22 protein-coding genes are annotated in these 22,277 nt (G+C 69.4%); 9 read left to right on the forward strand and 13 right to left on the reverse strand.

Features of this window, described 5'->3' with window-relative positions:
- Positions 1 to 370: 370 nt before the first annotated feature.
- The 8 genes from CR157_RS05990 (at position 371) to CR157_RS06025 (ending at position 6,768) form a co-directional block, all read left to right on the forward strand.
- Positions 371 to 1,627 carry a quaternary amine ABC transporter ATP-binding protein gene (locus CR157_RS05990; protein ID WP_110282570.1) on the forward strand — a complete coding sequence of 419 codons (1,257 nt, stop codon included), beginning with the start codon at positions 371 to 373 and terminating at the stop codon, positions 1,625 to 1,627.
- Complete coding sequence (locus CR157_RS05995) at positions 1,624 to 2,529, forward strand: ABC transporter permease (protein ID WP_110282571.1); 906 nt, start codon at positions 1,624 to 1,626, stop codon at positions 2,527 to 2,529. The genes CR157_RS05990 and CR157_RS05995 overlap by 4 nt, the downstream gene beginning before the upstream one ends.
- Positions 2,530 to 2,706: 177 nt before the next feature.
- On the forward strand, positions 2,707 to 3,738 hold the full coding sequence (gene proX / locus CR157_RS06000; protein ID WP_110282572.1) for a glycine betaine/L-proline ABC transporter substrate-binding protein ProX: 1,032 nt from the start codon (positions 2,707 to 2,709) through the stop codon (positions 3,736 to 3,738).
- A 158-nt stretch (positions 3,739 to 3,896) separates the two neighbouring features.
- A complete protein-coding gene (locus CR157_RS06005) occupies positions 3,897 to 4,391 on the forward strand; it encodes an NfeD family protein (protein ID WP_110282573.1) in 495 nt (164 codons plus the stop codon).
- Positions 4,392 to 4,393: 2 nt separating this feature from the next.
- Positions 4,394 to 5,443 (forward strand): SPFH domain-containing protein, encoded by a 1,050-nt coding sequence (locus tag CR157_RS06010; protein WP_110282574.1) that lies wholly within the window; start codon positions 4,394 to 4,396, stop codon positions 5,441 to 5,443.
- A 148-nt stretch (positions 5,444 to 5,591) separates the two neighbouring features.
- The gene (locus CR157_RS06015) at positions 5,592 to 5,918 is read left to right on the forward strand and encodes an ArsR/SmtB family transcription factor (protein WP_110282575.1); all 327 of its coding nucleotides are present in this window, start codon (positions 5,592 to 5,594) and stop codon (positions 5,916 to 5,918) included.
- A 40-nt stretch (positions 5,919 to 5,958) separates the two neighbouring features.
- The gene (locus tag CR157_RS06020; protein ID WP_110282576.1) at positions 5,959 to 6,414 is read left to right on the forward strand and encodes a hypothetical protein; all 456 of its coding nucleotides are present in this window, start codon (positions 5,959 to 5,961) and stop codon (positions 6,412 to 6,414) included.
- Positions 6,415 to 6,417: 3 nt separating this feature from the next.
- Positions 6,418 to 6,768, forward strand: coding sequence for a rhodanese-like domain-containing protein (locus CR157_RS06025; protein ID WP_258364074.1), 351 nt, complete (start codon positions 6,418 to 6,420; stop codon positions 6,766 to 6,768).
- Between the two features lie 27 nt (positions 6,769 to 6,795).
- Here CR157_RS06025 and CR157_RS06030 read toward each other — a convergent pair whose 3' ends face one another.
- The 10 genes from CR157_RS06030 to fabV all read right to left on the reverse strand — a co-directional run bounded on the left by CR157_RS06030 (position 6,796) and on the right by fabV (position 17,989).
- Positions 6,796 to 7,281, reverse strand: coding sequence for a GNAT family N-acetyltransferase (locus CR157_RS06030; RefSeq protein WP_110282577.1), 486 nt, complete (start codon positions 7,279 to 7,281; stop codon positions 6,796 to 6,798).
- Positions 7,278 to 8,450 (reverse strand): cell division protein ZapE, encoded by a 1,173-nt coding sequence (gene zapE, locus CR157_RS06035; protein ID WP_110282578.1) that lies wholly within the window; start codon positions 8,448 to 8,450, stop codon positions 7,278 to 7,280. The genes CR157_RS06030 and zapE overlap by 4 nt, the downstream gene beginning before the upstream one ends.
- Positions 8,451 to 8,543: 93 nt before the next feature.
- Entirely contained in the window at positions 8,544 to 9,893 is a 1,350-nt protein-coding gene (astB, locus tag CR157_RS06040) for an N-succinylarginine dihydrolase (protein ID WP_110282579.1), read from the reverse strand.
- 288 nt (positions 9,894 to 10,181) lie between these two features.
- On the reverse strand, positions 10,182 to 11,651 hold the full coding sequence (gene astD / locus CR157_RS06045) for a succinylglutamate-semialdehyde dehydrogenase (protein WP_110282580.1): 1,470 nt from the start codon (positions 11,649 to 11,651) through the stop codon (positions 10,182 to 10,184).
- On the reverse strand, positions 11,651 to 12,697 hold the full coding sequence (gene astA, locus CR157_RS06050) for an arginine N-succinyltransferase (protein ID WP_110282581.1): 1,047 nt from the start codon (positions 12,695 to 12,697) through the stop codon (positions 11,651 to 11,653). The genes astD and astA overlap by 1 nt, the downstream gene beginning before the upstream one ends.
- Positions 12,697 to 13,770, reverse strand: a complete 1,074-nt coding sequence (locus CR157_RS06055; protein WP_110282582.1) for an arginine N-succinyltransferase — start codon at positions 13,768 to 13,770, stop codon at positions 12,697 to 12,699. Before CR157_RS06055 ends, astA begins: the two co-directional genes overlap by 1 nt.
- A gap of 50 nt (positions 13,771 to 13,820) precedes the next feature.
- The gene (locus CR157_RS06060; RefSeq protein ID WP_110282583.1) at positions 13,821 to 15,035 is read right to left on the reverse strand and encodes an aspartate aminotransferase family protein; all 1,215 of its coding nucleotides are present in this window, start codon (positions 15,033 to 15,035) and stop codon (positions 13,821 to 13,823) included.
- Positions 15,036 to 15,384: 349 nt separating this feature from the next.
- Positions 15,385 to 16,362, reverse strand: a complete 978-nt coding sequence (locus CR157_RS06065; RefSeq protein WP_181421974.1) for a GlxA family transcriptional regulator — start codon at positions 16,360 to 16,362, stop codon at positions 15,385 to 15,387.
- A 122-nt stretch (positions 16,363 to 16,484) separates the two neighbouring features.
- Positions 16,485 to 16,700, reverse strand: coding sequence for a hypothetical protein (locus CR157_RS06070; RefSeq protein ID WP_110282585.1), 216 nt, complete (start codon positions 16,698 to 16,700; stop codon positions 16,485 to 16,487).
- Positions 16,701 to 16,777: 77 nt separating this feature from the next.
- Positions 16,778 to 17,989: an enoyl-ACP reductase FabV gene (gene fabV, locus CR157_RS06075; RefSeq protein WP_110282586.1), complete on the reverse strand. Its 1,212-nt coding sequence runs from the start codon at positions 17,987 to 17,989 to the stop codon at positions 16,778 to 16,780.
- 169 nt (positions 17,990 to 18,158) lie between these two features.
- Between fabV and CR157_RS06080 the strand changes: the two genes are divergently transcribed.
- Entirely contained in the window at positions 18,159 to 18,545 is a 387-nt protein-coding gene (locus tag CR157_RS06080; RefSeq protein WP_110282587.1) for a DUF7079 family protein, read from the forward strand.
- A 95-nt stretch (positions 18,546 to 18,640) separates the two neighbouring features.
- Here the strand turns inward: CR157_RS06080 and CR157_RS06085 are convergent, their stop codons facing one another.
- The 3 genes from CR157_RS06085 to CR157_RS23205 all read right to left on the reverse strand — a co-directional run bounded on the left by CR157_RS06085 (position 18,641) and on the right by CR157_RS23205 (position 22,271).
- Complete coding sequence (locus CR157_RS06085) at positions 18,641 to 19,126, reverse strand: glutathione peroxidase (RefSeq protein WP_110282854.1); 486 nt, start codon at positions 19,124 to 19,126, stop codon at positions 18,641 to 18,643.
- Between the two features lie 74 nt (positions 19,127 to 19,200).
- Positions 19,201 to 21,321, reverse strand: coding sequence for a transglutaminase family protein (locus CR157_RS06090; protein ID WP_110282588.1), 2,121 nt, complete (start codon positions 21,319 to 21,321; stop codon positions 19,201 to 19,203).
- Positions 21,321 to 22,271 (reverse strand): DUF58 domain-containing protein, encoded by a 951-nt coding sequence (locus CR157_RS23205; RefSeq protein WP_146218654.1) that lies wholly within the window; start codon positions 22,269 to 22,271, stop codon positions 21,321 to 21,323. Before CR157_RS23205 ends, CR157_RS06090 begins: the two co-directional genes overlap by 1 nt.
- Positions 22,272 to 22,277: the final 6 nt, after the last annotated feature.

Raw genomic sequence — 22,277 nt, forward strand, 5'->3', positions numbered from 1 at the left:
CTCCTCCCCGGGGGCGTAGGAGGTGGCGTATGGGTGGGGCGTAGTCATGGCGGTCAGGGCGAGGGGCAGGAGGAGGTCGACGCGGTGATCAACCATATGGCCGGGATCGGCAAGGGTGTCGGTATCGCCGGCACCATGAAGTTCAGGCTCGGCCGGGCCCGCCCGGACCATGCGGGAGGGGGCTGCCCAGGGGCGGCCCCCCGCGCGCCCGTCTACTGCCTGACGGCCGGGGGCCACCTGCCGGATCATCCCATGAATAGAATTGTCTACCCTGTTAATAGCTTGCTCGACACGAGGAAAGACCCGCTGCCTGACAGCGGCGGTGCAGGCAAGTCGCCTGACTCAAGCCGACAAGAGGGGAGATCGTGGTTTGATTCGTGCAGAGGATGTCACCAAGATCTTCGGTCCCGCCCCGGCATCGGTGCTTCCGCTGCTGGAGTCGGGCAAGGGCAAGAGCGAGATCCAGGCCGAGACCGGCCATGTGCTGGGGGTGCACAAGGTCAGCTTCGCCCTGGAGCCGGGCGAGGTGTTCGTCATCATGGGGCTCTCGGGCAGCGGCAAGTCGACCCTGATCCGCTGCGTCAACCGGCTGTTCGAGCCCACCGCCGGGCGCATCTTCTTCCAGCACCCCGACGAAGGGGAAGTGGACATCACCGCGCTGTCCCCGGAACGCCTGCGCCAGCTGCGCAAGTACCACATGAGCATGGTCTTCCAGCACTTCGCCCTCTTCCCCCACCGCACGGTGCTCGCCAATGTCGCCTATGGCCTGGAAGTCCAGGGTCGCCCGCCGGCCGAACGCCAGCGCCACGCCGGGGAGATGCTGGAGATGGTGGGGCTCGGCGACTGGGGCCGCGCCTACCCGGCCGAGCTCTCGGGCGGCATGCAGCAGCGGGTCGGACTGGCCCGGGCGCTGGCCACCGATGCCCGGGTCCTGCTGATGGACGAGCCCTTCTCGGCCCTGGACCCGCTGATCAAGGTCAACATGCAGCAGGAGCTGAAGAAGATCCAGGCGCAGTTGGGCCGCACCATCCTGTTCATCACCCACGACCTGGACGAGGCCATGCACATCGGCGACCACATCGCCATCATGGAGGAGGGCGAAGTGGTCCAGCTCGGCACGCCCGAGGAGATCCTGGTCAACCCGCGCACCGAGTACGTCGCCCGTTTCGTGGAGCATGCCGACCCCACCGGGGTGATCACTGCCGGCACCATCGCCCTGCCCTTCGATCCCCAGGCCTTCCCCCGGCAGGCAGACGCCGAGGGGGTGCACTTCGTCGCCAGCCGCGACCTGCCTGAACTGCAGTACGGCCTGGATGATCACGGCCGCCTGCGCCGGGCCCGGCGGGGCGATCGTGAGCTGGAGATTCAGCCGCTGGAGACCGTGCTGGCCTCCGAGGCCCCGCAGACCCGCCGCGAGGACCTGCTGATGCAGTGCCCGCGGGAAACGGTGTTGCGCCGGGTGCTGCGGGGACGCACCCGCTCCGCCCTGCCGATGCTGGTGACCGAGGAGGACGGCCGGGTCGTGGGCCTGATCGACGAACCGCAGCTGATCAGGGGTATCCTGGAGAAGCGCGGGCCGGCAGCCGGCAGCGAACCGCACCCGGCCCGGGAGGAGGTGTCATCATGAGCGAGATCCTCGAACTCCTGCGCCAGCTGATCGTCGACCCCTTCGGGCTGCTCGAGGCCCTGCCGGTGCGGCAGTGGATCACCGACGCGGTCAACTGGATCGTCGGCAACTTCCGCGACTTCTTCCGCACCTATGTGAGTCCGCCGGTGCGGGGCGTCATGGGCTTCACCCAGACGACCCTGGCGGGTATCCCCCCCGGGCTGTTCCTGATCGGCATCTTCCTGATCGGCTGGCGGGCCGCCTCCTGGCGGGTGGGGCTGTTCAGCCTGATCGCCTTCGCCCTGGTGGGCTTCATAGGTGTCTGGGATGCCCTGGTGGTCACCCTGTCGCTGGTCGCCACCGCGGTGCTGTTCTGCATCATCATCGGCCTGCCGCTGGGCATCCTCTGTTCGCGCAGCGACCGCTTCGCCAACGCCATGCGCCCGATTCTCGACATCATGCAGACCACCCCGCCCTTCGTCTATCTGGTGCCGGCGGTGATGCTGTTCAGCATCGGCAACGTGCCGGGGCTGATCGCCACCATCATCTTCGCCATGCCGCCGATGATCCGCCTCACCAATCTGGGCATCCGCCAGGTGCGCCAGGAGTACATCGAAGCGGCGGTGGCCTTCGGCTCCACGCCACGCCAGATCCTGTGGAAGGTGCAGTTTCCCCTGGCCATGCCGACCATCATGGCCGGGCTCAACCAGACCATCATGCTCGCCCTGTCCATGGTGGTGATCGCCGCCATCATCGGGGCCGGCGGCCTCGGCCTCGAGGTCTACGCCGGGCTCGAGCGGCTCAATATCGGCCAGGCCTTCGTCGGCGGCATCGGTATCGTGCTGCTGGCCATGGTCCTCGACCGCATCACCCAGGGGCTGGGTGAAAAGGGCCCCGGCAGGAACAGGAACAACGCCCCCTGAGCGGGAAGGAGGTGACACGACATTTCCAGACGTTCGATGGCACCGGGACAGGGCAGCGATTTCCCTGTCGTTTTCAACATGCTAGCAGCCTGTCGGATTTGACCGATCGTCGCGAGAGACACGGGTTTCGCAGTAGATCGGCGTCAAGTCCGACAGGTTGCCAGGGAGGCTGAAGCGATGAAATACCATGCCCGCACTGCGCGTCCGCTGAAGTGGGCCGTACTGGCCGCCGCCGCGGCCTGGGCCCTCACCGCCACCGAGAACACGGCAGCCGACCAGCCCGGCGAGGGCGTGTCGGTGCAGCCGGCCATGGCGACCTGGACCTCGGCGGTGCCCGTGAGCTGGGTATTCGTCGAGCTGCTCACCGAACTCGGCTACGACGTCCAGGCCCCCATTTCGCTCTCGAACCCGGTCGCCTACCTGGCGATCACCGAAGGCGACGCCGACTACTGGCCCAACGGCTGGTTCCCGCTGCACGACCCGCAGCTGCCGGATGGCTTCCACGACGTCGCCACCCTCTTCGATCCCCACTGCCCGGCCTGCGGCATCCAGGGCTACCTGGTGGATACCCCCTCGATCGAGGAGTACGACATCACCGGGATCGATGACTTCACCCGCGACGAGGTGAAGGCCGCCTTCGACGCCACCGGTGACGGCAAGGCCGACCTGTTCGGCTGCCCCCCCGGCTGGGGCTGCCACGAGGGCATCAACGCCATGCTCGACAAGTTCGAGCTGCGCGACCATATCAACCACGTGGATGCCGGCTACGCCGCCAACTTCGCCGAGGCCCTGTCGCGCATCCGGAACGGCGAACCGGCGCTCTACTACACCTGGGGCCCCAGCGCCTGGCTGCTGTCGCTGGTGCCCGGTGAAGACGTGATGTGGATCAACGCCCCGGGCATCGTCGAGGACGAGGCCGAGCGGACCGAGGGTGTCGAGGGCGCGGTCAGCGATCCCGTCGAGATGGGCTTCGTGGCCGCCGATATCCAGGTCGCGGCCAACAACGACTTCCTCGAGGCCAACCCCGCCGCCGCCGAGCTGTTCCGTCAGGTGCGGTTGCCGCTGGAGTGGATCAGCGAGGTGGACGGCGCCATGGACGAACAGGATCTCACCGACGACCAGATCCGTCCGCTGGTGGCCGAGTGGATCGACGCCAACCGCGAGATGGTCGACGAGTGGCTGGAAGCCGCCCGCGGCGCCGCCGAGTAAGACCGACCCGCCACGGCCACGCCCCGGGGCAACCGCCTCGGGGCGTGGCCGTGTCGAACCGGGCAAGGCATCACAATTCTACTGACAGGAGCACTACCGACGATTGACAATCTGTTACTCTCGGAGCTGCTTGCCTCACCCCCCGGACCGGAGCCACCATGGAGTGGAACCTCGCCTATCTCTGGCTGACCATCGCCCTGCTGCTGGGCCTGGCGGAACTGATGTCCGGCGGCCTGGTGCTGCTGGCGCTGGGCGTGGCCGCCGCCCTGACCGCCGGCCTGGCCGCCCTGGGGCTGTCGCTGCCCTGGCAGTTGCTGGGCATGGGCGTGTTCTCGGGGCTGCTGGTGCCGCTGGCGGTGATGGTGATCCGGCCCCGCTTCTCGCCCCGTGGCGTGGCCTATGGCACCACCGGTACCGGGGTGGAGAAGCATCGCACCTACACCACCCTCAAGCGCGACTTCGACGGTGCCACCGGCATCAAGATCAATGGCGACTTCTACCGCCTGCGGGTGGTGGAAACCGGCGCCACCGAGCTGCCGGCGGGTACCTTGGTGACCTTCGAGAGGTTCGACGGCACCACCGCCCTCGTCTCGTCCGCCCCCCCCGCGTCATCCACAACGAGCAACACCTCCACACCACACAGGGAGCAGTGAACATGGACCTACCACTCAGCCCGGGCCTGATCCTCAGCCTGATCGTCGTCGTCATCGGCATCCTGATCACCGTCAAGGGGCTGGTGATCGTGCGCCAGTCCGAGGTCATGGTCATCGAGCGCCTGGGGTCGTTCCACCGGCTGCTCGAGAGCGGGATCAACATCATCATCCCCTTCCTCGAGCAGCCCCGCGCCATCACCATGATCCGCTACCGGAAGATGGGTGATGACTATCACGCCATCACCAGCGACGAGATCCGCATCGACCGCCGCGAGACGGTGATGGACTTCCCCGGCCAGCCGGTGGTCACCACCGACAATGTCACGGTGACCATCAATGGCGCCCTCTACTACCAAGTCATCGACCCCAAGCGGGCCGTCTACGAGGTGGAGAACATGAGCCAGGCGGTGGAGGTGCTGGCCAAGACCACCCTGCGTTCGGTGGTCGGCAAGATGGAGCTCGACAAGCTGTTCGAGTCCCGTGCCGAGGTCAACAACGAGATCCAGGCCGCCATGGAGGAACCCGCCTCCAAGTGGGGGGTGAAGATCTCGCGGGTCGAGGTACAGGACATCGCCATGCCCGAGGAGGTGGAGACCGCCATGCGCCTGCAGATGGCCGCCGAGCGCAAGCGCCGCGCCACGGTGACCGAGGCCGAAGGCGAGAAGGCCGCCGCCATCGCCAAGGCCCAGGGCCAACGCGAGTCGGCGATCCTAAATGCCGAGGGTGACAAGCAGTCCGCCATCCTGCGGGCCCAGGGCGAGCAGGAGTCGATCAAGCTGGTCCTCAATGCCATCGGCGACAGCGAGGAGAACAAGCGCACCGTAGTCGGCTACCTGCTGGGCCAGAGTTACATCAAGGTCCTGCCGACCATGGCCGGGGAAGGGGAACGCGTGTTCGTGCCCTACGAGTCCAGCGCCCTGCTCGGCTCGATGGGCATGTTCCGCGAGATGGCCGGCTCCCCGGAAGACGCCGTGGCCAGCCACCTGAGGACCAGCGACAACCAGAGCGGCCTGCGCGGCGGCGTGGTCGGGGGTGCCGCCACGGGCGGCTGAGCGAATGCCGCACGCCGCGAACGCCCAGGCATGCCCTGGCCGAGCGCGGCGTGCCGGCGAAGGGCATCGCGGCATCATCGATACCCGTCATGACCCTAGTCATAATCTATATTTCAATAATTCATGAATTCATGCAACGATGAAGCACATGAACGATGAGCTGATGGTCAAGCGACTCGGCGCCCTGGCGCATCCCGTGCGCCTGGCGATCGTGCGGGCACTGGTACGGGCCGGTCCCGCCGGCCTGCCGGCCGGAAAACTGGGGAAATCCCTGGGCATCGCGCCCAGCGCCCTGACGTTCCACCTGCAGAAGCTGGCCCATGTCGGCCTGGTCAGCTCACGCCGGGAAGGGCAGTTCATGATCTATACCGCGGCTTTCAGCGACCTGCTCGACCTGGCGGATGGCCTGGTGGGCGCCTGCTGTGCCGACACGCCCGAGGCGTGTGGCCCGCGCTGCCCCTCCGCAAGACGGTGACGACGGCTCACTCACGCCCATTCGGATCAAGGAGTTCAGCATGAATGATGTCCAACCATCCGGCCGTTCCTGGCCACGCGCCATCGGAATCGGGCTGATCGTTTCCCTGCTGACGGCGCTGGTGATGGGTGCCCTGATGGGGCTGGGGGTCTCCCCCTTCCCCCAACCGCCCTCGCTGGCCTTCGCCGAAACGATCCTGGCACGCAGCCTGCCGCTACCCGTCGGCTTGCTGTTCCACACCGTCTACGTGACCTTCTGGTGCGTGGTGTTCGTGCGATTTTTCCCGCAACGCAACATCAAGACGGCCCTGGGGCTTGCCGCGGCGCTGTGGCTGGTGATCCTGGTGATCTTCTTTCCGGTGGTGGGCTGGGGGATCGCCGGGCTGGGTATCGGTCCCCGGCTGATTCCGGCCTCCCTGCTGCCGCACCTGCTGTTCGGGATCCTGCTGTGGGGACTGGACGCCTACCTGCCGCGCAAGCCCACCGACACGACATAGGCCATGGCACCGATGACTCCGATAGCGACAGAGACGCTGCGCGCCTGGCAAGTACAGGGCCATGAGTTCGTGCTGATCGATACCCTGCCGGCGAAGAGTTTCGCCAAGGGCCACCTCCCGGGGGCCATCAATATCGTCTCCGATGACATCCTGGCGCGGGCCCCGGCGCTACTGCCCGACAAGCACATCCCGATCGTGGTCTACTGTGCCAGCACGACCTGCAAGCGCGCCGGCCGATCGGCCGAGCGCCTCGAACGCCTGGGTTACACGCGGGTATACCACTATGTCGGCGGCAAGCGAGACTGGGAAGCCGCGGGCTACCCCTTGACGCCGATTTCCGACGAGACCGCCTGACGGCAGTCCGGGCTCGTGGAACGGCCGTCAGGCCGACGCATCGACCAGGCGGGCCATGATGGTCACGGCCTCGCCACGATAGTCGAGCACTTCATGGTCCTCCCAGCCCAGCCGGCGATACAGCGCCTGCTGGTCAGGAGTGAACAGATAGAAGCGGGTGATGCCACTCGCTGCCACCTCGGCCTCGACCCGCCGGACGAGACGCGAGGCGATGCCCCGGCCACGCCACTCGGGCAGCACGAACACCGACGCCAGCCAGGGCGAGAGTGCGGGTCGTGCGTCCATGTCCTGCGCCACCAGGCTCGCCGTGCCCACGGGCTGCCCCCCGCTCATGGCCACGAAGGCCGAGGGCACGCCGGCGGCCTCCCCGCACTCCTCGCGAAGGGCCGACAGCCGCGACGCCGACGTCTCACCAAAGGTCAGGTGCCCCCACTCGGCATGCTGCCAGGCCGCAATCCGGGGGAGGTGAGGGGACTCGGCGGTCAATCGAACGATCTCCAGGCGATCGATCATTCGGGATCTCCTTGCGCAGTGGTCCATTGATCAGCCGACGGGCCGATACCGAAGCGTTCCAGCTGCATCTCCTGCAGACGGCTCAGGGCACGCCGGAACGGGAAGGCGAGGTAGCCGTGGGGATAGAGTTCGCTCAGCCCCACCTCGGCCTCGAGGTAGAGCGGGATGCACCGGTCGTAGCACTCATCGACCAGGGCAATGAAGCGACGCACGCCGTCGTCCTGCCGCGACAGCTTGGGGAACGACCGCTCGCCGGCCTCGATACGCGCTACCCCGTCCTCGGTGCCCCGAGCGATCTCGGTGCCCCGTCCCCGTTGGCTCAAGCAGGGGACCTCACCGAGCAGGATATGGGTGAAGCGATCGGCGAGGGCGATGAAATCCAGCGCCGATAGCGGCTGCTCACACAGGTCGTCGTAGCGAGACCAGAGGACCCGTTCGCTGCGTCGCACCACCGGGATCGACCGATGGCCGAGCTCGATGGGCGCGTGACTCTCCCGCTGGTCTCCGCGCAAGCTTTCGAACACTGCCGCGAGGGCACTGGGCCGATCGGGCTGCTTCACCCAGTAGCGCGGGTGCGCCTTGCCGGGGTGTAGCCGGTGATCCTGGCCGCCGTCCAGCTCGATCGCCTGCGTATGCCGCTCGATGGCGGCAATGGCCGGGATGAAGCGGTCCCGGTTGAAGCCATCGGCATAGAGCTGGTCGGGTGCCTGATTGGACGTGCAGACCATTGTCACCCCGTGGTCGAACATCGCGCTCAGCAGCCGGCCGAGCAGCATCGCATCGGCGATATCGCTGACGAACAGCTCGTCGAGGCACAGCACCCGAATCTCATCGCCCAGCTCCCGGGCCAGCGCCATCAAGGGGTCGGCGGTGCCGCGCAACTGGAACTGGCGCCGGTGAACCCAGCGCATGAAATGGTGGAAGTGCAGGCGACGAGCAGGAACGTCGAGGCGCCGATGGAAGGCATCCATCAGCCAGGTCTTGCCGCGTCCCACCGGCCCCCACAGGTAGACGCCGGGCACCTGGCCCGTCACGCCGTCCTGTTGCCGGTGAAGGGCATGAAAGCAGTGGTCGAGATGATCGGCCGCCCGCCACTGCGCCGCATCGGACGCGAAGCCGCCCTGCTCGACCGCCTGCCGGTAGGCGGCCAGGGGGGAAGACGCCGACATCATCCTCCCCGGCCCCCCGTTGTGCGTGTCGCCATCATGGCCTCCCCGAATCGATCACGACACCCATCGTAGCGGAGGCGTCGAGGTGACGCCTCACCCCAGTTGGAAGGGGTAGACCGAGCCGAGCTTCAGGATCCGCGTCAGCTCGTCCAGGGCCGCGCGGGTCTCCACGACCAGCTGCGGGTCGGCCAGGTCCTCCGGCGCCAGGCGGTCGCGGTAGTGGCGCTCGACCCAGGCGGTGAGCTCGCCGTGAAGGGCCTCGTCGAGCAGCACCCGCCCGGAGAGTGCGGCGCGCTCGGCCTCGCTGAGCACCACCCGCAGCCGCAGGCAGGCCGGGCCACCGCCGTTGCGCATGCTCTGCTTGACGTCCTTGACCACCACCTCGGCGATCGGGTTGTGGCCCGCCAGCAGGTGATCCTGGAGGGTGCGCCAGACGCTCTCGCGCTCCTGGCACTCGCCGGGCACCACCAGGGTCATGGAGCCGTCCGGGTTGGAGAGCAGCTGCGAATTGAACAGGTAGGAGGCCACGGCGTCCTCGAGGCTGACCGCCTCGGCCGGCACCCGCACCGGAATCAACGGCGTGGCGAGCTTGGCGCGCAGCTCGTCCAGGGTGGCCCGCTCGTCGAGGAAGGCCATCTCGTGGTAGAGCAGCACCGGGCCATTGCCCACGGCGATGACGTCGTTGTGGAAGACCCCGGCGTCGATGGCGTCGGGATGCTGCTGGGCGAACACCGTCTGCGACTCGCCGAGGCCGTGCTGGCGCGCCACCGCCTGGCTCGCCTCCAGGGTCTGGCGGGCCGGGAAGCGCCTGGGGGCCACGCTCTTGTCGAGCCCCCAGCCGAAGGCCTCGCGGCCATAGACATACAGGTGCACGCCGGGCTCGCCGTGACCGCCGCAGAGCCGGGTGTGGTTGGCCGCCCCCTCGTCGGAAAAGGCCGGGCTCGCCGGCAACACCGGATGATGGGCGAAACGCGCCTCGTCGCGGAAGATCGCCGCCAGTACCCGCGCCGTGGTCGCCGGCTCCAGGAAGCGATGGAAGCTCGACTGCAGGTTGGCCGGGGTGAAGTGCACCCGGCCATCCGGGGCGTCGACGCTCGGCGTCACGGTGGCGGCATTGGCCGTCCACATGCTCGAGGCCGAACAGACCGCGCGCAGGATCTGCGGCGCCTCGCCCGCCGCCCGGGCCAGCACCTCGGCATCGCTGCCGGTGAAGCCGAGCGAGCGCAGCGCCCCCAGGTCCGGGCGCTGATGGGGCGGCAGCACCCCCTGGGCGTAGCCGGCCTCCATCAGCGCCTTCATCTTGGCCAGGCCCTGCAGGGCGGCCTCCCTGGGGTTGGCCACCAGCCCCTCGTGGGTCATGGAGGCCACGTTGCCCAGGGCCAGGCCCGAGTAGTTGTGGGTCGGCCCCACCAGGCCATCGAAGTTGACCTCGCGGACGCTCATAACACCACCCCCGGCGGCAGTTGGTCCGGCAGGTGCAGGTCCTCGCTCTCCATCGAGGCAACCGGATAGGCGCAGTAGTCGACGGCGCCAGTGAGAGAGCGCGCTGGCAGCGCCGTAGACAGCGATGGGGTCACTTGCAGAATCATAGGATTACCCCCGGCGGCAGTTGGTCCGGCAGGTGCAGGTCCTCGCTCTCCATCGAGGCAACCGGATAGGCGCAGTAGTCGGCGGCGCCAGTGAGAGAGCGCGCTGGCAGCGCCGTAGACGGCGATGGGGTCACTTGCAGAATCATAGGATTACCCCCGGCGGCAGTTGGTCCGGCAGGTGCAGGTCCTCGCTCTCCATCGAGGCAACCGGATAGGCGCAGTAGTCGGCGGCATAGAAGGCGCTGGGACGGTGGTTGCCGCTCTCGCCGACGCCACCGAAGGGAGCGTCGCCGGAGGCGCCGGTGGTCTGGCGGTTCCAGTTATTGATCCCGGCGCGGATGCGCAGCAGGAAGTCGTCCCAGTCGGCGCGCTCGCCGCCGATCAGGCCGGCGGAGAGGCCGTAGCGGGTGTCGTTGGCCAGGGCGATGGCCTCATCCCAGCTCTGGTAACGGCTTACCTTGAGCAGCGGGCCGAAGTGCTCCTCGTCCGGCACCGGCAGGCCGGTGACATCGATCAGCGCCGGTCTGAGCAGGCTGGTGCCCGCCTCCAGGCGCTCCATGCGCGACAGCACCACGCCACCCAACGCCTCCAGGTCGTCCTGGGCCTTGAGCAGGCCGTCCGCCGCCCGGGCACTCACCAGGCCGCCATAGAAGGGGGCCGGCTCCGCGAACTGGCCGGCGACCCGCAGCCGCAAGATGGCGTCACTGAGCGCGTCGAGCAGATGGTCACCGACCTGCCCCTCGGGCACGATCAGCCGCCGCGCGCAGGTGCAGCGCTGGCCACCGGAGAGGAAGGCCGACTGCAGGATGGTCAGCACCGCGGCGTCCTGGTCGGGCACGTCCTTCACCACCAGCGGATTGTTGCCACCCATCTCCAGCGCCAGGATCTTGTCGAACTGGCCGGCAAGCTGGCGATGCAGGATCCCGCCGACCCGGGCGCTGCCGGTGAACAGCAGGCCATCGATGCCGGGGTGGGCGGAGAGCGCCTGGCCCGTCGTGGCCGCCCCCTGCACCAGGTTGATCACGCCGTCGGGGAGCCCGGCCTCCTGCCAGCACTGCAGGGTGAGGTCGGCGGTCAGCGGGGTCTGCTCGCTGGGCTTGAACACCACGCTGTTGCCGGCCAGCAGCGCCGGCACGATATGGCCGTTGGGCAGGTGGCCGGGGAAGTTGTAGGGGCCGAACACCGCCATCACGCCGTGGGGGCGATGGCGCAGTACCGCCGTCGCGTCGCCCAGGTCGCGGCGGCGCTCGCCGGTACGCTCCTGGTAGGCGCGGATCGAAATCGCCACCTTGCCGATCATCGCCCCCACCTCGGTGCGCGCCTCCCACAGCGGCTTGCCGGTCTCGTGGGCGATGGCCGTGGCCAGGTCCTCGCGATGGGACTCCAGCACCTCGCGAAAGCGCTCCACCAGCGCCTGGCGCTCGGCGAACGGCGTCCGGGCCCAGGCCGGGAAGGCGCGGCGCGCCGCGGCCACCGCCGCCTCGACCTGCCCCTCGCTGGCGGCTCCTCCCTGCCAGAGGCGTTCGTCGGACACCGGGTCGTGCTTGGCGAAGTGCTCGCCGCTTCCCTCCTGCCAGTGGCCGTCGATCAGCAGTTGCCGTCTCGCCTTCATCACGCCTCCTCCTCGGTATCCAGTATGCGCAGGGTATCGCCCGCGGCGACCTCGAGCCGCCGCGCTTCCTCCTCGCTCAGTGTCAATACGTCATGTGCGTCGGGCCCGCGCCCCACCCAGGCGGCCCGGAAACCTGCCATGCCGGTGGTGGCCGCCAGCCAGCGGGGACGGGCCTCGGTAGGCGTGGCGCCGGCCTTGACCTCCACCCGGCAGTGGCGCGACAGGCGCACGCCGCGCACGTCGTCGATGTAGGCCTCCACCGTGGGGCCACCGTCGAAGATGTCGATGTAGCCCTCCCAGCGCAGGCCCTCCTTCTTCAGCATCGCCAGCGCCGGCCGGGTCTGCGCGTGGACCTGGCCGATGCAGGCCCGCGCCTCCTCCGAGAGGAAGGGCGTGTAGATCGGGAACTTGGGCATCAGCTCGCCGATGAAGCTCTTCTGTCCCAGCCCCGTGAGCTTGTCCGCCTCATCGAAGTCCAGCGGGAAGAAGTGGCTGCCCAGGCAGTGCCAGAAGGGGCTCCTGCCGTGCTCGTCGAAGACGCCGCGCATCTCCGCCAGCACCTTGTCCGGGAAACGGTCGCGGAACTCGGCCATGAACAGCCAGCGCATCATCGACAGCAGGGCGCCGTTGCGCTGGTGACGGTGGTCGGTGCCGCGGTACTCCGGGCGCAGGAACAGCGAGGCCACCTCGGCATCGCCGGTATGGTCGGAACTCAGGAACAGCGTATCGATGGTGCGATGCATGTCGAGCTGCACCGAGGAGTGGGCCAGGGTGCCCAGCCGGTAGTGATAGAAGGGCACCTCGCGCCCCACCTGTCCCTCGATGGCGCAGCAGCCGGCCAGCTTGCCCTGGACCTCGTCCTCGAGCACGAAGAAGTAGAGTCGCCGGTCCACCGGGATGCGTTCCTCGAAGGCGCTCACCGCGGAGGCGATCTTGGCGGCCAGGAAGTCGCGGTTGTCGGGCAGCGAGGTGAAGCCCACGCCGGTTTCCCGGGCCAGGGCCTGCAGGTCGTCCAGGTCGCCTTCGGCAATGGGTCGAATGCGCATCACAGTTCTCCCTCGTCATAGCCCGGGTCGTGCTCGCCCGCCCCCGGCAGCGCCAACGGCGCCGCGAGCACCGCGCGGCCCTCCTCCACCCCCAGCAGGTCGGCGTGCTCGGGCGAGAGCATCAGCTGGCCGGTGGGCGACAGCGCATAGCGCGCCACCATGCAGCGGAAGTCCGCCAGCTGCTGGTTGGCGATCATGGCCGGCTCGGCATCGGGCAGGGCGTGGTCCGGGCGGATGCGTACCGGGTGCCAGGCGGCCCGCCGGAAGCTGGCGAACCGCTCGCGCTCGCCCTTGATCACCGGGCCGGCATCGAAGATGTCCACGTGGCGCGAGCGCAGGAAACCCTCGGCCAGCATCTCGGCCAGGGCCTCCTCGTGGTCGGGGTGCTCGCGACCGATGGCGGCCCGGGCCTGGGGGGTGAGCAGCGCCAGGTAGAGCGGGAACTGCGGCATCACCTCGGCGATGAAGCTCTTCGAGCGCACCCCGGCCAGGTAGTTGATCTCCTGGTAGTCGCGGACGAAGAAGTGGCGACCCACGCTGTTCCAGAACGGCGACTCGCCGCTGTCGTCCAGGTAGCCGGGGAAGGCCATCGCCAGGATGTCGGCGAAGCGCTCCGGGTACTGGGCGATGAACATCAGCCGCGCCCGGCGCAGCAGGCTCTCGGCGCTGGTCCCCTTGTAGCGCGGGTCCAGCGACAGGGCGCACAGCAGGCTCGCCTCGGAGACCTCGTGGGAGAGCGCCAGGGTCTGCACCTCGCGACGCACGTCGAGCTGCTGCGAGGCGTGGATCAGCGTCTCCTGGCGATAGGTGTAGTAGGCCTCGCGGGCGCCGGCCTGGGCGCGCACGGTGGCGGTCCCCACCACCTCGCCGCGCTCCAGGTCCTCGAGCACGAAGGTGTAGTGCTCGTCGCCGGGAAACTCCACCTCGTGGCCGAAGGCCTGGCGGGAGCGGGTGATCCGCTCCTCGAGGCGGTCGCGATGGGCCGGCAGGTTGGTCAGCCGCGGGGTGGCGGTCCCGGCCAGCCGTTCCAGGGCCGGCAGGTCCGCCGGGCGGACGGGGCGTACGACCAGCATGGCGGTACCTCCGGATCGGGATACGTCGTCATCCATGGCGGGGCCGCGACTCACTGCGCCGCCACCAGCCGCGCCACGGCCCGCTCGAGGCGTGCCATGCCCTCGGCGATGTCGGCCTCGGGAATCACCAGCGACGGCGCCAGGCGCAGCACGTTGGGCCCGGCGATCAGCGCCATCAGCCCCTCCTCGAGGGCCAGCGGCAGGATGTCCTTGGCCCGGCCCGCGTAGCCGGGGGCCATCTCGGCGCCGATCAGCAGCCCCATGCCGCGGATCTCGCGGAACACGCCGTGCTTGCGGTTGATCGTCTCCAGGTGCTCGCGGATGAGGTCGTGGCGCTGCTGCACGCCCGCGAGCACCTCGGGGGTGTCGATGAACTCGACGGCGGCGAGCGCCACCGCCGAGGCGAGCGGGTTGCCGCCGTAGGTGGAGCCGTGGGTCCCCGGGGTGAAGACCCCGGCGACGGCATCGGTGGTCAGCATGGCGCCCACCGGGAAGCCGCCCCCCAGCGACTTGGCGCTGGTCAGGATGTCCGGCGTCACGCCGTACTGCTGGTAGGCGAAGAGCGAGCCGGTACGGCCGGCACCGGTCTGCACCTCGTCGAAGATCAGCAGGGCGTCGTGGGCATCGCACAGGTCGCGCAGTCCCTGGAGGAACTCGGGCGTGGCGGGCACGATGCCGCCCTCTCCCTGCATCGGCTCGACCATCACCGCACAGGTGTCGTCGTCGATCAGGTCGCGCACGCTGTCGAGATCGTTGAACTCGCCGTGCACGATGCCGCCGGGCACCGGGCCGAAGCCAGCGGAGTACTTGGGCTGGCCGCCGACGCTGACGGTGAAGAAGGTGCGGCCGTGGAAGGACTGTGCGAAGGAGACGATGCGGTGCTTGTGCTCGCCATGGTGGTCATGGGCCCAGCGCCGGGCCAGCTTGAGGGCCGCCTCGTTGGCCTCGCCGCCGGAGGAGCAGAGGTAGACCTTGTCGGCGAAGGTGCGCTCGACCAGGCTGCGGGCCAGGGCCAGCGCCGGCTCGTTGGTGTAGACGTTGGAGAGGTGCCAGAGACGGTTCGCCTGCGCGGTGAGGGCCTCGACCAGCACCGGATGGCAATGGCCGAGCGAGTTGACGGCGATGCCGCCGGCGAAGTCGATGTATTCGCGCCCCTCCTGGTCCCACAGGCGGCTCCCCTCGCCGCGCACCGGTATCGCCTTCTGGGGGGCGTAGTTGGGCACCATGTAACGGTCGAAGTCGGCGCGGGTCGGGGTCTGGCTCATGTCGGTCTCCACTCCATCGGTCAGGAATCACTGGATGAGACTCGAGTATAGGGAGCGGCGTCGAGGGAAGCTTTCAGCAATGGGACCCCAATTTGTGTAAACGCCGCGGCGAGGCAGGCGGTGGCCCTTCTCGCCGACGCCCGCTCAGCTCGCGCGACGCCTCCCGTTCAGGTCGCCCGATGCCGCTCCTGCCATGGTGCACCAGACCCCGACGACGACCACCTGGCCGCCGACGACCTGGGCCGGCAGGAGGCAATCCCCCAGCAGGCGCCAGGCATGGTGAACGCCGGCAGCAGGAACAGATGGGGCCTCAGGGCGCTCAAGCGTGCCTCCCGCGTCGAATGGACGTTCAGGACAGACGCTCTTCCCGCGGCGTCACGCCGAAATGATTGCGGTAGGCGGTGGAGAAGTGCGCCGCCGAGGAGAAGCCGGTCTGCAGGGCGATCTCGCCGGCGGGGCGGTCGCTCTCGCGCAGCAGCTTGCGCGCCTGCTGCAGCCGCAGGCCCAGGTAGTAACGGCTGGGGACCGCCTGCAGGTACTTCTTGAACAGCCGCTCGAGCTGGCGCCGCGAGATGCCCAGGTGCTCGGCGAGCTCATGGGTGCTGAGCGGCTCCTCGATGTTGGCCTCCATCAGGGACACCGCCTCGATCAGGCTCTGGGGGGCATGCCCCAGCCGCGAGCGCAGCGAGACCTGCTGGGGTTCGTCGCCCATGCGCACCCGCTCGAGCACGAAGTGCTCCGAGACCCGTTCGGCCAGCTGGCTGCCCTGCTGGCTGCCGATCAGGGTCATCATCATGTCCATGGCCGCGGTACCGCCGCCGCAGGTCAGGCGGTCGCGGTCGATCTCGAACAGCTGCTGGGAGAGCCGCACCCGGGGGTAGGCGCGGGCGAAGGCGTCGAAGCGCTGCCAGGGCAGCGTGGCCCGGTAGCCGTCGAGCACCCCGGCCCGGGCCAGCACCTCGGTCCCGCCGCCGATGCCCCCCAGGACCACCCCCCTGGCCGCCAGCCGCTTCAGCCACGCGAAGAGGGACTCGGGCACCCCCGACGCCAGCGGCCCGGAAGCACACACCAGCAGCAGGTCGAGCCCGGCGAAGGCCTCGCCGGCCTGCTCGTGGGGCAGCAGTACCTGTTGGGAGCCGCTGGTCACCGGCCGGGCATCGAGTCCGAAGGTGGTGAGGCGATAGAGGGTCCGGCCGGCGAGCTGGTTGGCCACCGCCAGCGGCTCGGTGGCGCAGGCCTGGGCCAGCAGCGAGAAGCCGGGCAGCACCACGACACCGACATGCCGCGTCAGGGTCGACGTGCGGGAAGGAGATACGGAGTCGGACATGCGAAGCGGAGCCTTGGCCGGGCAAAGGCTTATCTTACCCAAGGCCGGGGCGAACCACAGCCCCGCCTCACAACGGGTCAGGGATCAGGCGCCACCGGACCGGTCGGCCCGGTGGCGGGAGGTCAGTCGATGACACCACCGCTGAAGATCAGCATCGCCGCCACCACCAGGCCGAGGACGACGATGACGATGGGCAACACGCGATGGAGCCCGTGCGAGGGGGCCTTCGCCTCGGGTTGCTCTTCGTCCGGCTCGGGGTTGTCGTAGTCCTCCGGAGTACGCTGTCCCATCACGTGGTTCCTTTCTTCCTCCGGGGTCTTGCGTTCCCTGGTATCCATACGGACCTCCTGCTCATCCCGTCGTCGATGAGTGGCAGGCGCGTGGCCCGGGAAGACGCCGGGTCGGGAATGCCCGCCTACAGGTTTACGACATCGAATTCCGCCACGGGATCCACGTCGGCGTCATAGTCCACGTCGTCGCGCTCGAACCCGAACAGCTTGAGGAACTCGTGCTTGTAACCAGCATAGTCGGTTATCTCGAACAGATTCTCGGTGGTCACCTTCGGCCACAGCGCCTTGCACGCGTGCTGGACATCGGCGCGCAGCTCCCAGTCGTCCAGGCGCAGGCGGCCGGCCTCGTCGGTATCCAAGCTGCCACCCCGTCCTTGAGATGAATAGAGGTGCTCGCCGAACAGGCGGTTGAGCTGGTCGATGGTGCCCTCGTGCAGGCCCTGCTCCTTCATCACCTTGTAGACCATGGCGATGTAGAGCGGCATGACCGGGATGGCGGCGCTGGCCTGGGTCACCACCGACTTGAGCACCGCCACGTTGGCGCCACCGCCGCTGGCCTTGAGCCTGGCGTCGATCTCGCCGGCGGCCCGGTCCAGGTCCTCCTTGGCCTTGCCCAGGGCCCCGTGCCAGTAGATCGGCCAGGTGATCTCGGTGCCGATATAGCTGAAGGCCACGCTGCGGGCCCCGGGCGCGAGCACGCCCGCCCTGTCCAGGGCATCGATCCACAGCTCCCAGTCCTCGCCGCCCATCACCGCCTTGGTGTCCTCGATCTCCTGCTCGGTGGCGGGTTCGACCTCGGCCTCGATGATGGTGTCCTTGTTGGTATCGATGGCGGTGGCGCGGTAGGGCTCGCCGATCGGCTTGAGGCTCGAGCGCTTGAGCTCGCCGCTGTCGGGCAGCTTGCGTACCGGCGAGGCCAGCGAGTAGACCACCAGGTCGACCTGGCCCAGATCCTGCTGGATCAGCTCGATGGCCTTCTCGCGGGCCTCGTGGGAGAAGGCGTCGCCATTGATCGACTTGCTGTAGAGGCCCTCGGCCTTGGCGAAGCGGTCGAAGGCGGCGCTGTTGTACCAGCCGGCGGTGCCCGGTTTCTTCTCGCTGCCCGGCTTCTCGAAGAACACCCCCAGGGTGTCGGCGCCGTAGCCGAAGGCCGCGGTGATGCGGGCCGCCAGGCCGTAGCCGCTGGAGGCGCCGATCACCAGCACCTTCTTGGGCCCGGCACTCTTGTCCAGGCCGCGGGCCCGGGTGGCCTCGATCTGCTCGAGCACGTTCTTCTCGCAGCCGACGGGGTGAGTGGTGGTGCAGATGAAACCGCGAACCTTGGGTTTGATGATCACGACAGACCTCGCTGATGGGTGTCGGGCGGGGAACCTGGCCTCGCCCGTTGATTCGGAATGACAGTGGCCACATTCTAGCGACCACGTCGCATCCTGTCCGCCCTTGAGCCGCGTCGGCGGCTGGGGCAGGATGCTCTTCCCGGGCAAGCCCTCATGCTGGAGGCACGATATGGATGCACAGACCCTGGTCGACGAGCGCGGCGAGCTGTGGCTGACGCTAGCGCCGCTGTGGCTCGAACGCGAGCCCGGCGAACGCGACTATGCCCGCATGATCGAGGAGATCGAACGTCACGGGCTGACGCTGCGCGAACTGGAGTGGATCTTCCGCCTGGAGCTCGCGCCGGTGCTGGCACGCCACCAGATGTCGGTGGTCGGCGAATGGCGCGGCTTCGACGACCACAAGCTGATGAAACAGCTGGTGGCGCACAACCTGCGCCTCAAGGGGTGGCGCCGCAAGAGCTGGGCCCTGTTCTCCGGGCTCACTACCATGATGACCCGTCACCGCTGGAACGAGCTGATGGTGCGACTGATGGTCGAGCGCGGCGAGATGCCCTGACCGAACCGGATGACCCGGCTCATGCCTCCGAGCTGGAACGAGCCGATGGCGCGGCTGATGGTCGAGCGCGGCGAGATGCCCTGAGCGAACGGCCGTCAGGGCTCATCGAGGGCCTTCTCCAGCGCCTCGCGAAGCTCCAACTCGCCGTCCCGGGGCGAGAAACGGTGGATCACCCGGCCATCGCGGCCCACCAGGAACTTGGTGAAGTTCCACTTGATCAGGGTGGTCCCCAGTACGCCAGGCGCCTGGCGCTTGAGCTCCACGAACAGCGGGTGGGCCTCCGGCCCGTTGACCTTGACCTTCTCCATCAGCGGAAAGCTGACCCGGTACTCCCGCTCGCTGAAGGCGCAGAAGTCCTGCGCCGACTCCGGTGTCTGGTGGCCGAACTGGTTGCAGGGAAAGCCCAGCACGGTGAACCCCCGGTCGCGATAGCGGCGGTAGAGCCGCTCGAGCTCCCGCAACTGAGGGGTGAAGCCGCAGCGACTGGCCACGTTGACGATCAGCAGCACCTGGCCGCGCAGGGCACCGAGGTTGAAGGGCTCGCCGCGATAGTTGCGGCATTGGTAATCGTGAATTGACATGGTCGAAGCTTCAGGGGTGATGGTGTCCACGATGCCACGCCCGCCGGCCGCATGCCAGCCTCGACGGTCCCGGCTCATGGGGCAGAGGATTTCCGACGCCCCAGCCGCCGGCGCGCTTCGGCCACTCGCCGCGCCAGTCGACGCTGCCGCTCGCGACGCTCCGCGCTCCCCACTGGGGCATAGGCCAGCCGCTCGATGTGGCGGGCGCTCTCCTCCAGGGCCGGGCCGGCCGCGCCCGCCCGTGGCGCGATACGTCGCAGGTGCGCCGCCGGGGACTCCCCGGGCGCCGGCCCCAGGCCACGCCGCGCCAGCCAGGCCTGCAGGACCAGCAGCAGGGCCCGTTCGTCGCGACCGCGGCGGTGATGCCGCCACCCCAGCCACAGCAGCCACGCGCCCCCCGCCAGCCCACCCAGGGTGACCAGCAGGGTCGCCACGGCCGCCAGGATCCCACGCCCCGGCGAGACCTCGATGAGCCAGGCCCAGAGGGCCCGCAGCCGCTCGCTGACGCGCTCCATCAGCGCGGCGCGCGACGCACGCTGATACCCGATCACCCCGCGCTGCCAGCGATACTCCAGGCGCTCCCACTCCAGGCGCAGCTGGTTGGCCCAGCCCAGCTCGCGCAGACGCAGCGCCGAGAAGGGCGCATCGGCCAGGAAGGCCTCCCGGCCGTCGCGGATCGCCTGGGGGCCCTCCTCGATGCGTTCCGGGGCGATCACGCCGGTGGGATCCAGGCGCCGCCAGGCCCCGTCCAGCCACACCTCGACCCAGGCATGGGCGTCGTAGTCGCGCACCGTGACATGACCATCCGGGTGCCACTCGCCGCCGAGGAAGCCCACCACTATCCGGGCGGGAATCCCCACCGCCCGGGCCAGCACCGCCATCGCCGAGGCATAGTGGGTGCAGTAGCCGGCGCGGCTCCCGAACAGGAACTCGTCGACCCGGTCGGCGGAGCTCAACCGCGGCGGCGAGAGCGTATAGCGGAAGGGCGCCTCGCCGAAGCGCGCCATCGCCGCGGCGAGGAAGGCGCGGGCGTCACCGCCGCTCTCGCGCCGCAGGCGCTCGGCCAGTTCCCGGGTACGCGGGTTGCCCTCTGCCGGCAGCATCGCCTGCCAGGCGGGCCCCGCCGGATCGGGATTGGACGGCGCCGCACCGCTGCTCGCAAGGCGCAGCAGGCTGCGGGAGCCCAGCGGCGACAGCCCCTCGAGGGTGCCGTCGGCGAGGAAGCGCTGGCGGCTGTCGCTGGCCAGTGGCGTCCCCAGCGAGGGTCGCCAGGGCCGGCTGTCGGGCTCGAGCAGCAGCTCGGTGGTGAACCGGGGAGCGTCGTCCGTCCAGGGCGTGTGCTGCCCCTCCCGCGCGAAGTGGTCGAGCGGGCGCCCCAGCACCGAGGAGAGCTCGCGCGGGGCGGTCCGGGACCAGCGCACGCCGTCGAAATGCGACAGGGTGTAGACCCGCCAGTAGCGCTCATGGGGAGACGGCTCGCGGCCCTCGAAACGCGCCCGGAAGGCCCGGGCATCGCTGCGCGACAACTCGGCGATGTCGCCGGGGGCGATCTCGTCGGTGAGGCCGGTGGAGGCTCGGTTCACCTGGGGCAGGTTCCACAACGGCCCGACGCGCGGGAAGGTGACGAACAGCAGCGCCATCAGCGGCGCCGAGAGCCCCAGCAGCCAGGCCGTCTCCCGCCAGGCCTGGCGAGCCCCGGAGGCCCCACTCAGCCATACCAGCGACTGCACCAGCCAGCCCAGGGCCAGCAGCGCGGCGCCGGCCATGAGGAGGCCCTGGTCGTGCAGGAAGGCCCCGCTGGTGGCGACCACGCCGATCATCACCACCACCCGGGCATCGCGTCGGTCGTGGGTCTCGAGCAGCTTGAGCAGGTAGACCCCGAGCAGCAGGCCGATCAGGCCGTCCACGCCGTACAGGGTGCCGAACTCCAGCCATAGCGCCGCCAGCAGGCCGCCCACGGCCGTGAGCCGCAGCAGCAGGCTGGCCCGCGGCAGGCGTCGTCGCAGCTGCAGATGGCGGTAGCCCGCCACCGCCACGGCGAGCCCCGCCAGCCAGGCCGGCATCCAGGGCAGGTGCAGGGCGAGTACCAGGCACTGGCCGACGAACAGCTGGCGCAGCATGGCCGCACTCAGGGCGCGGCCGTCGGCCAGCACCGCCGGGGCCGGGCCGAGCCCCGCGGGCGGTCGCCGACGCATCACGCCCCCTCCTCCGGGCTCGCCGTCGCCGGGTCGAAGTGCGCCAGCGCCTCGAGGGCCAGCCGCCGCTGGCGGGCCCCCTCGCCCTGGGCCAGGGTCAGGCCCGGCAGGCGCAGCCCAAAGCGATCGCCGGCCTGGTGGTGGGCCAGCACCCGGGCACAGAGCACCGAGAGGCGCCGCTCGGCCTCGCCCTGGCAGGCATCGTAGTCGAGCCACAGCTGCTGGCGCGGCGGCACGCTGAAGACCTTGGCGGCAAGCACGCCGGTGCGACTCCACTGCTTCCAGGCCAGCCGGGCGGGGCTGTCGCCAGGCTCGGCGCGGCGCAACCCGGCGAAGTCGCTGGCGTCGAGGCCGGCGCCGGCGCGGCGATGCAGCGGCTCGTCCGCGTCGAGCGGCCGGGGATAGACCAGCAGCCGGCCTCCCGGTTCGAGCCAGGCCACCACCCGCACCAGTCCCAACGGCCAGCGGCTCTCGATGCGCAGCGGCGGAAGCGACTGCACCCCGCGGCGGGGCGCCGGCAGCGCCAGGGTCGTCTCGCCGCGACCCTCGGGCAGGTCCGCCTGCGCCGAGGCCCCGCCGGCATGCAGCACCAGGGCAGTGCGCGACCGCTTCCCCTCCAGGCTCACCCCGAGGCGCGCCTCGTTGCCGGCGAAGACCTCCTGGGGCAGGCGCAGGGCGACCCTCACCCCGAGCAGGTTGCGCCAGGTGCGCAGCAGCACCACCACGCCGAGGGCGAACAGCCAGAACGCCAGCGCATGGGCCATGTTGTTCTGGTAGTTGATGCCGAACAGCACCAGCAGCACCACCAGCCCCGCCCAGCCGAGGCCGAAGCGGGTCGGCAGCAGGAACAGGCGACTCTGCGGCAGGGGCGCCCAGAGTGACGCCGTCAAGCGCCCCAGCCAGCGGCGGCGCAGGCGCTCACGCCAGTCGGAGGCGACTCGATCGGGCATGGCCAC

The sequence above is a fragment of the Halomonas sp. LBP4 genome (assembly GCF_003202205.1).
GTDB classification, from domain to species: domain Bacteria; phylum Pseudomonadota; class Gammaproteobacteria; order Pseudomonadales; family Halomonadaceae; genus Halomonas; species Halomonas flagellata.

Excerpts from the sequence above, each read along its gene's own strand:
- CR157_RS05995 (WP_110282571.1), top strand. The coding sequence starts at position 1,624 with ATGAGCGAGATCCTCGAACTCCTGCGCCAGCTGATCGTCGACCCCTTC.
- proX (WP_110282572.1), top strand. The coding sequence starts at position 2,707 with ATGAAATACCATGCCCGCACTGCGCGTCCGCTGAAGTGGGCCGTACTG.
- CR157_RS06005 (WP_110282573.1), top strand. The coding sequence starts at position 3,897 with ATGGAGTGGAACCTCGCCTATCTCTGGCTGACCATCGCCCTGCTGCTG.
- CR157_RS06010 (WP_110282574.1), top strand. The coding sequence starts at position 4,394 with ATGGACCTACCACTCAGCCCGGGCCTGATCCTCAGCCTGATCGTCGTC.
- CR157_RS06015 (WP_110282575.1), top strand. The coding sequence starts at position 5,592 with ATGAACGATGAGCTGATGGTCAAGCGACTCGGCGCCCTGGCGCATCCC.
- CR157_RS06020 (WP_110282576.1), top strand. The coding sequence starts at position 5,959 with ATGAATGATGTCCAACCATCCGGCCGTTCCTGGCCACGCGCCATCGGA.
- CR157_RS06025 (WP_258364074.1), top strand. The coding sequence starts at position 6,418 with ATGGCACCGATGACTCCGATAGCGACAGAGACGCTGCGCGCCTGGCAA.
- CR157_RS06030 (WP_110282577.1), bottom strand. The coding sequence starts at position 7,281 with ATGATCGATCGCCTGGAGATCGTTCGATTGACCGCCGAGTCCCCTCAC.
- zapE (WP_110282578.1), bottom strand. The coding sequence starts at position 8,450 with ATGTCGGCGTCTTCCCCCCTGGCCGCCTACCGGCAGGCGGTCGAGCAG.
- astB (WP_110282579.1), bottom strand. The coding sequence starts at position 9,893 with ATGAGCGTCCGCGAGGTCAACTTCGATGGCCTGGTGGGGCCGACCCAC.
- astD (WP_110282580.1), bottom strand. The coding sequence starts at position 11,651 with ATGAAGGCGAGACGGCAACTGCTGATCGACGGCCACTGGCAGGAGGGA.
- astA (WP_110282581.1), bottom strand. The coding sequence starts at position 12,697 with ATGCGCATTCGACCCATTGCCGAAGGCGACCTGGACGACCTGCAGGCC.
- CR157_RS06055 (WP_110282582.1), bottom strand. The coding sequence starts at position 13,770 with ATGCTGGTCGTACGCCCCGTCCGCCCGGCGGACCTGCCGGCCCTGGAA.
- CR157_RS06060 (WP_110282583.1), bottom strand. The coding sequence starts at position 15,035 with ATGAGCCAGACCCCGACCCGCGCCGACTTCGACCGTTACATGGTGCCC.
- CR157_RS06065 (WP_181421974.1), bottom strand. The coding sequence starts at position 16,362 with ATGTCCGACTCCGTATCTCCTTCCCGCACGTCGACCCTGACGCGGCAT.
- CR157_RS06070 (WP_110282585.1), bottom strand. The coding sequence starts at position 16,700 with ATGGATACCAGGGAACGCAAGACCCCGGAGGAAGAAAGGAACCACGTG.
- CR157_RS06080 (WP_110282587.1), top strand. The coding sequence starts at position 18,159 with ATGGATGCACAGACCCTGGTCGACGAGCGCGGCGAGCTGTGGCTGACG.
- CR157_RS06085 (WP_110282854.1), bottom strand. The coding sequence starts at position 19,126 with ATGTCAATTCACGATTACCAATGCCGCAACTATCGCGGCGAGCCCTTC.
- CR157_RS06090 (WP_110282588.1), bottom strand. The coding sequence starts at position 21,321 with ATGCGTCGGCGACCGCCCGCGGGGCTCGGCCCGGCCCCGGCGGTGCTG.
- CR157_RS23205 (WP_146218654.1), bottom strand. The coding sequence starts at position 22,271 with ATGCCCGATCGAGTCGCCTCCGACTGGCGTGAGCGCCTGCGCCGCCGC.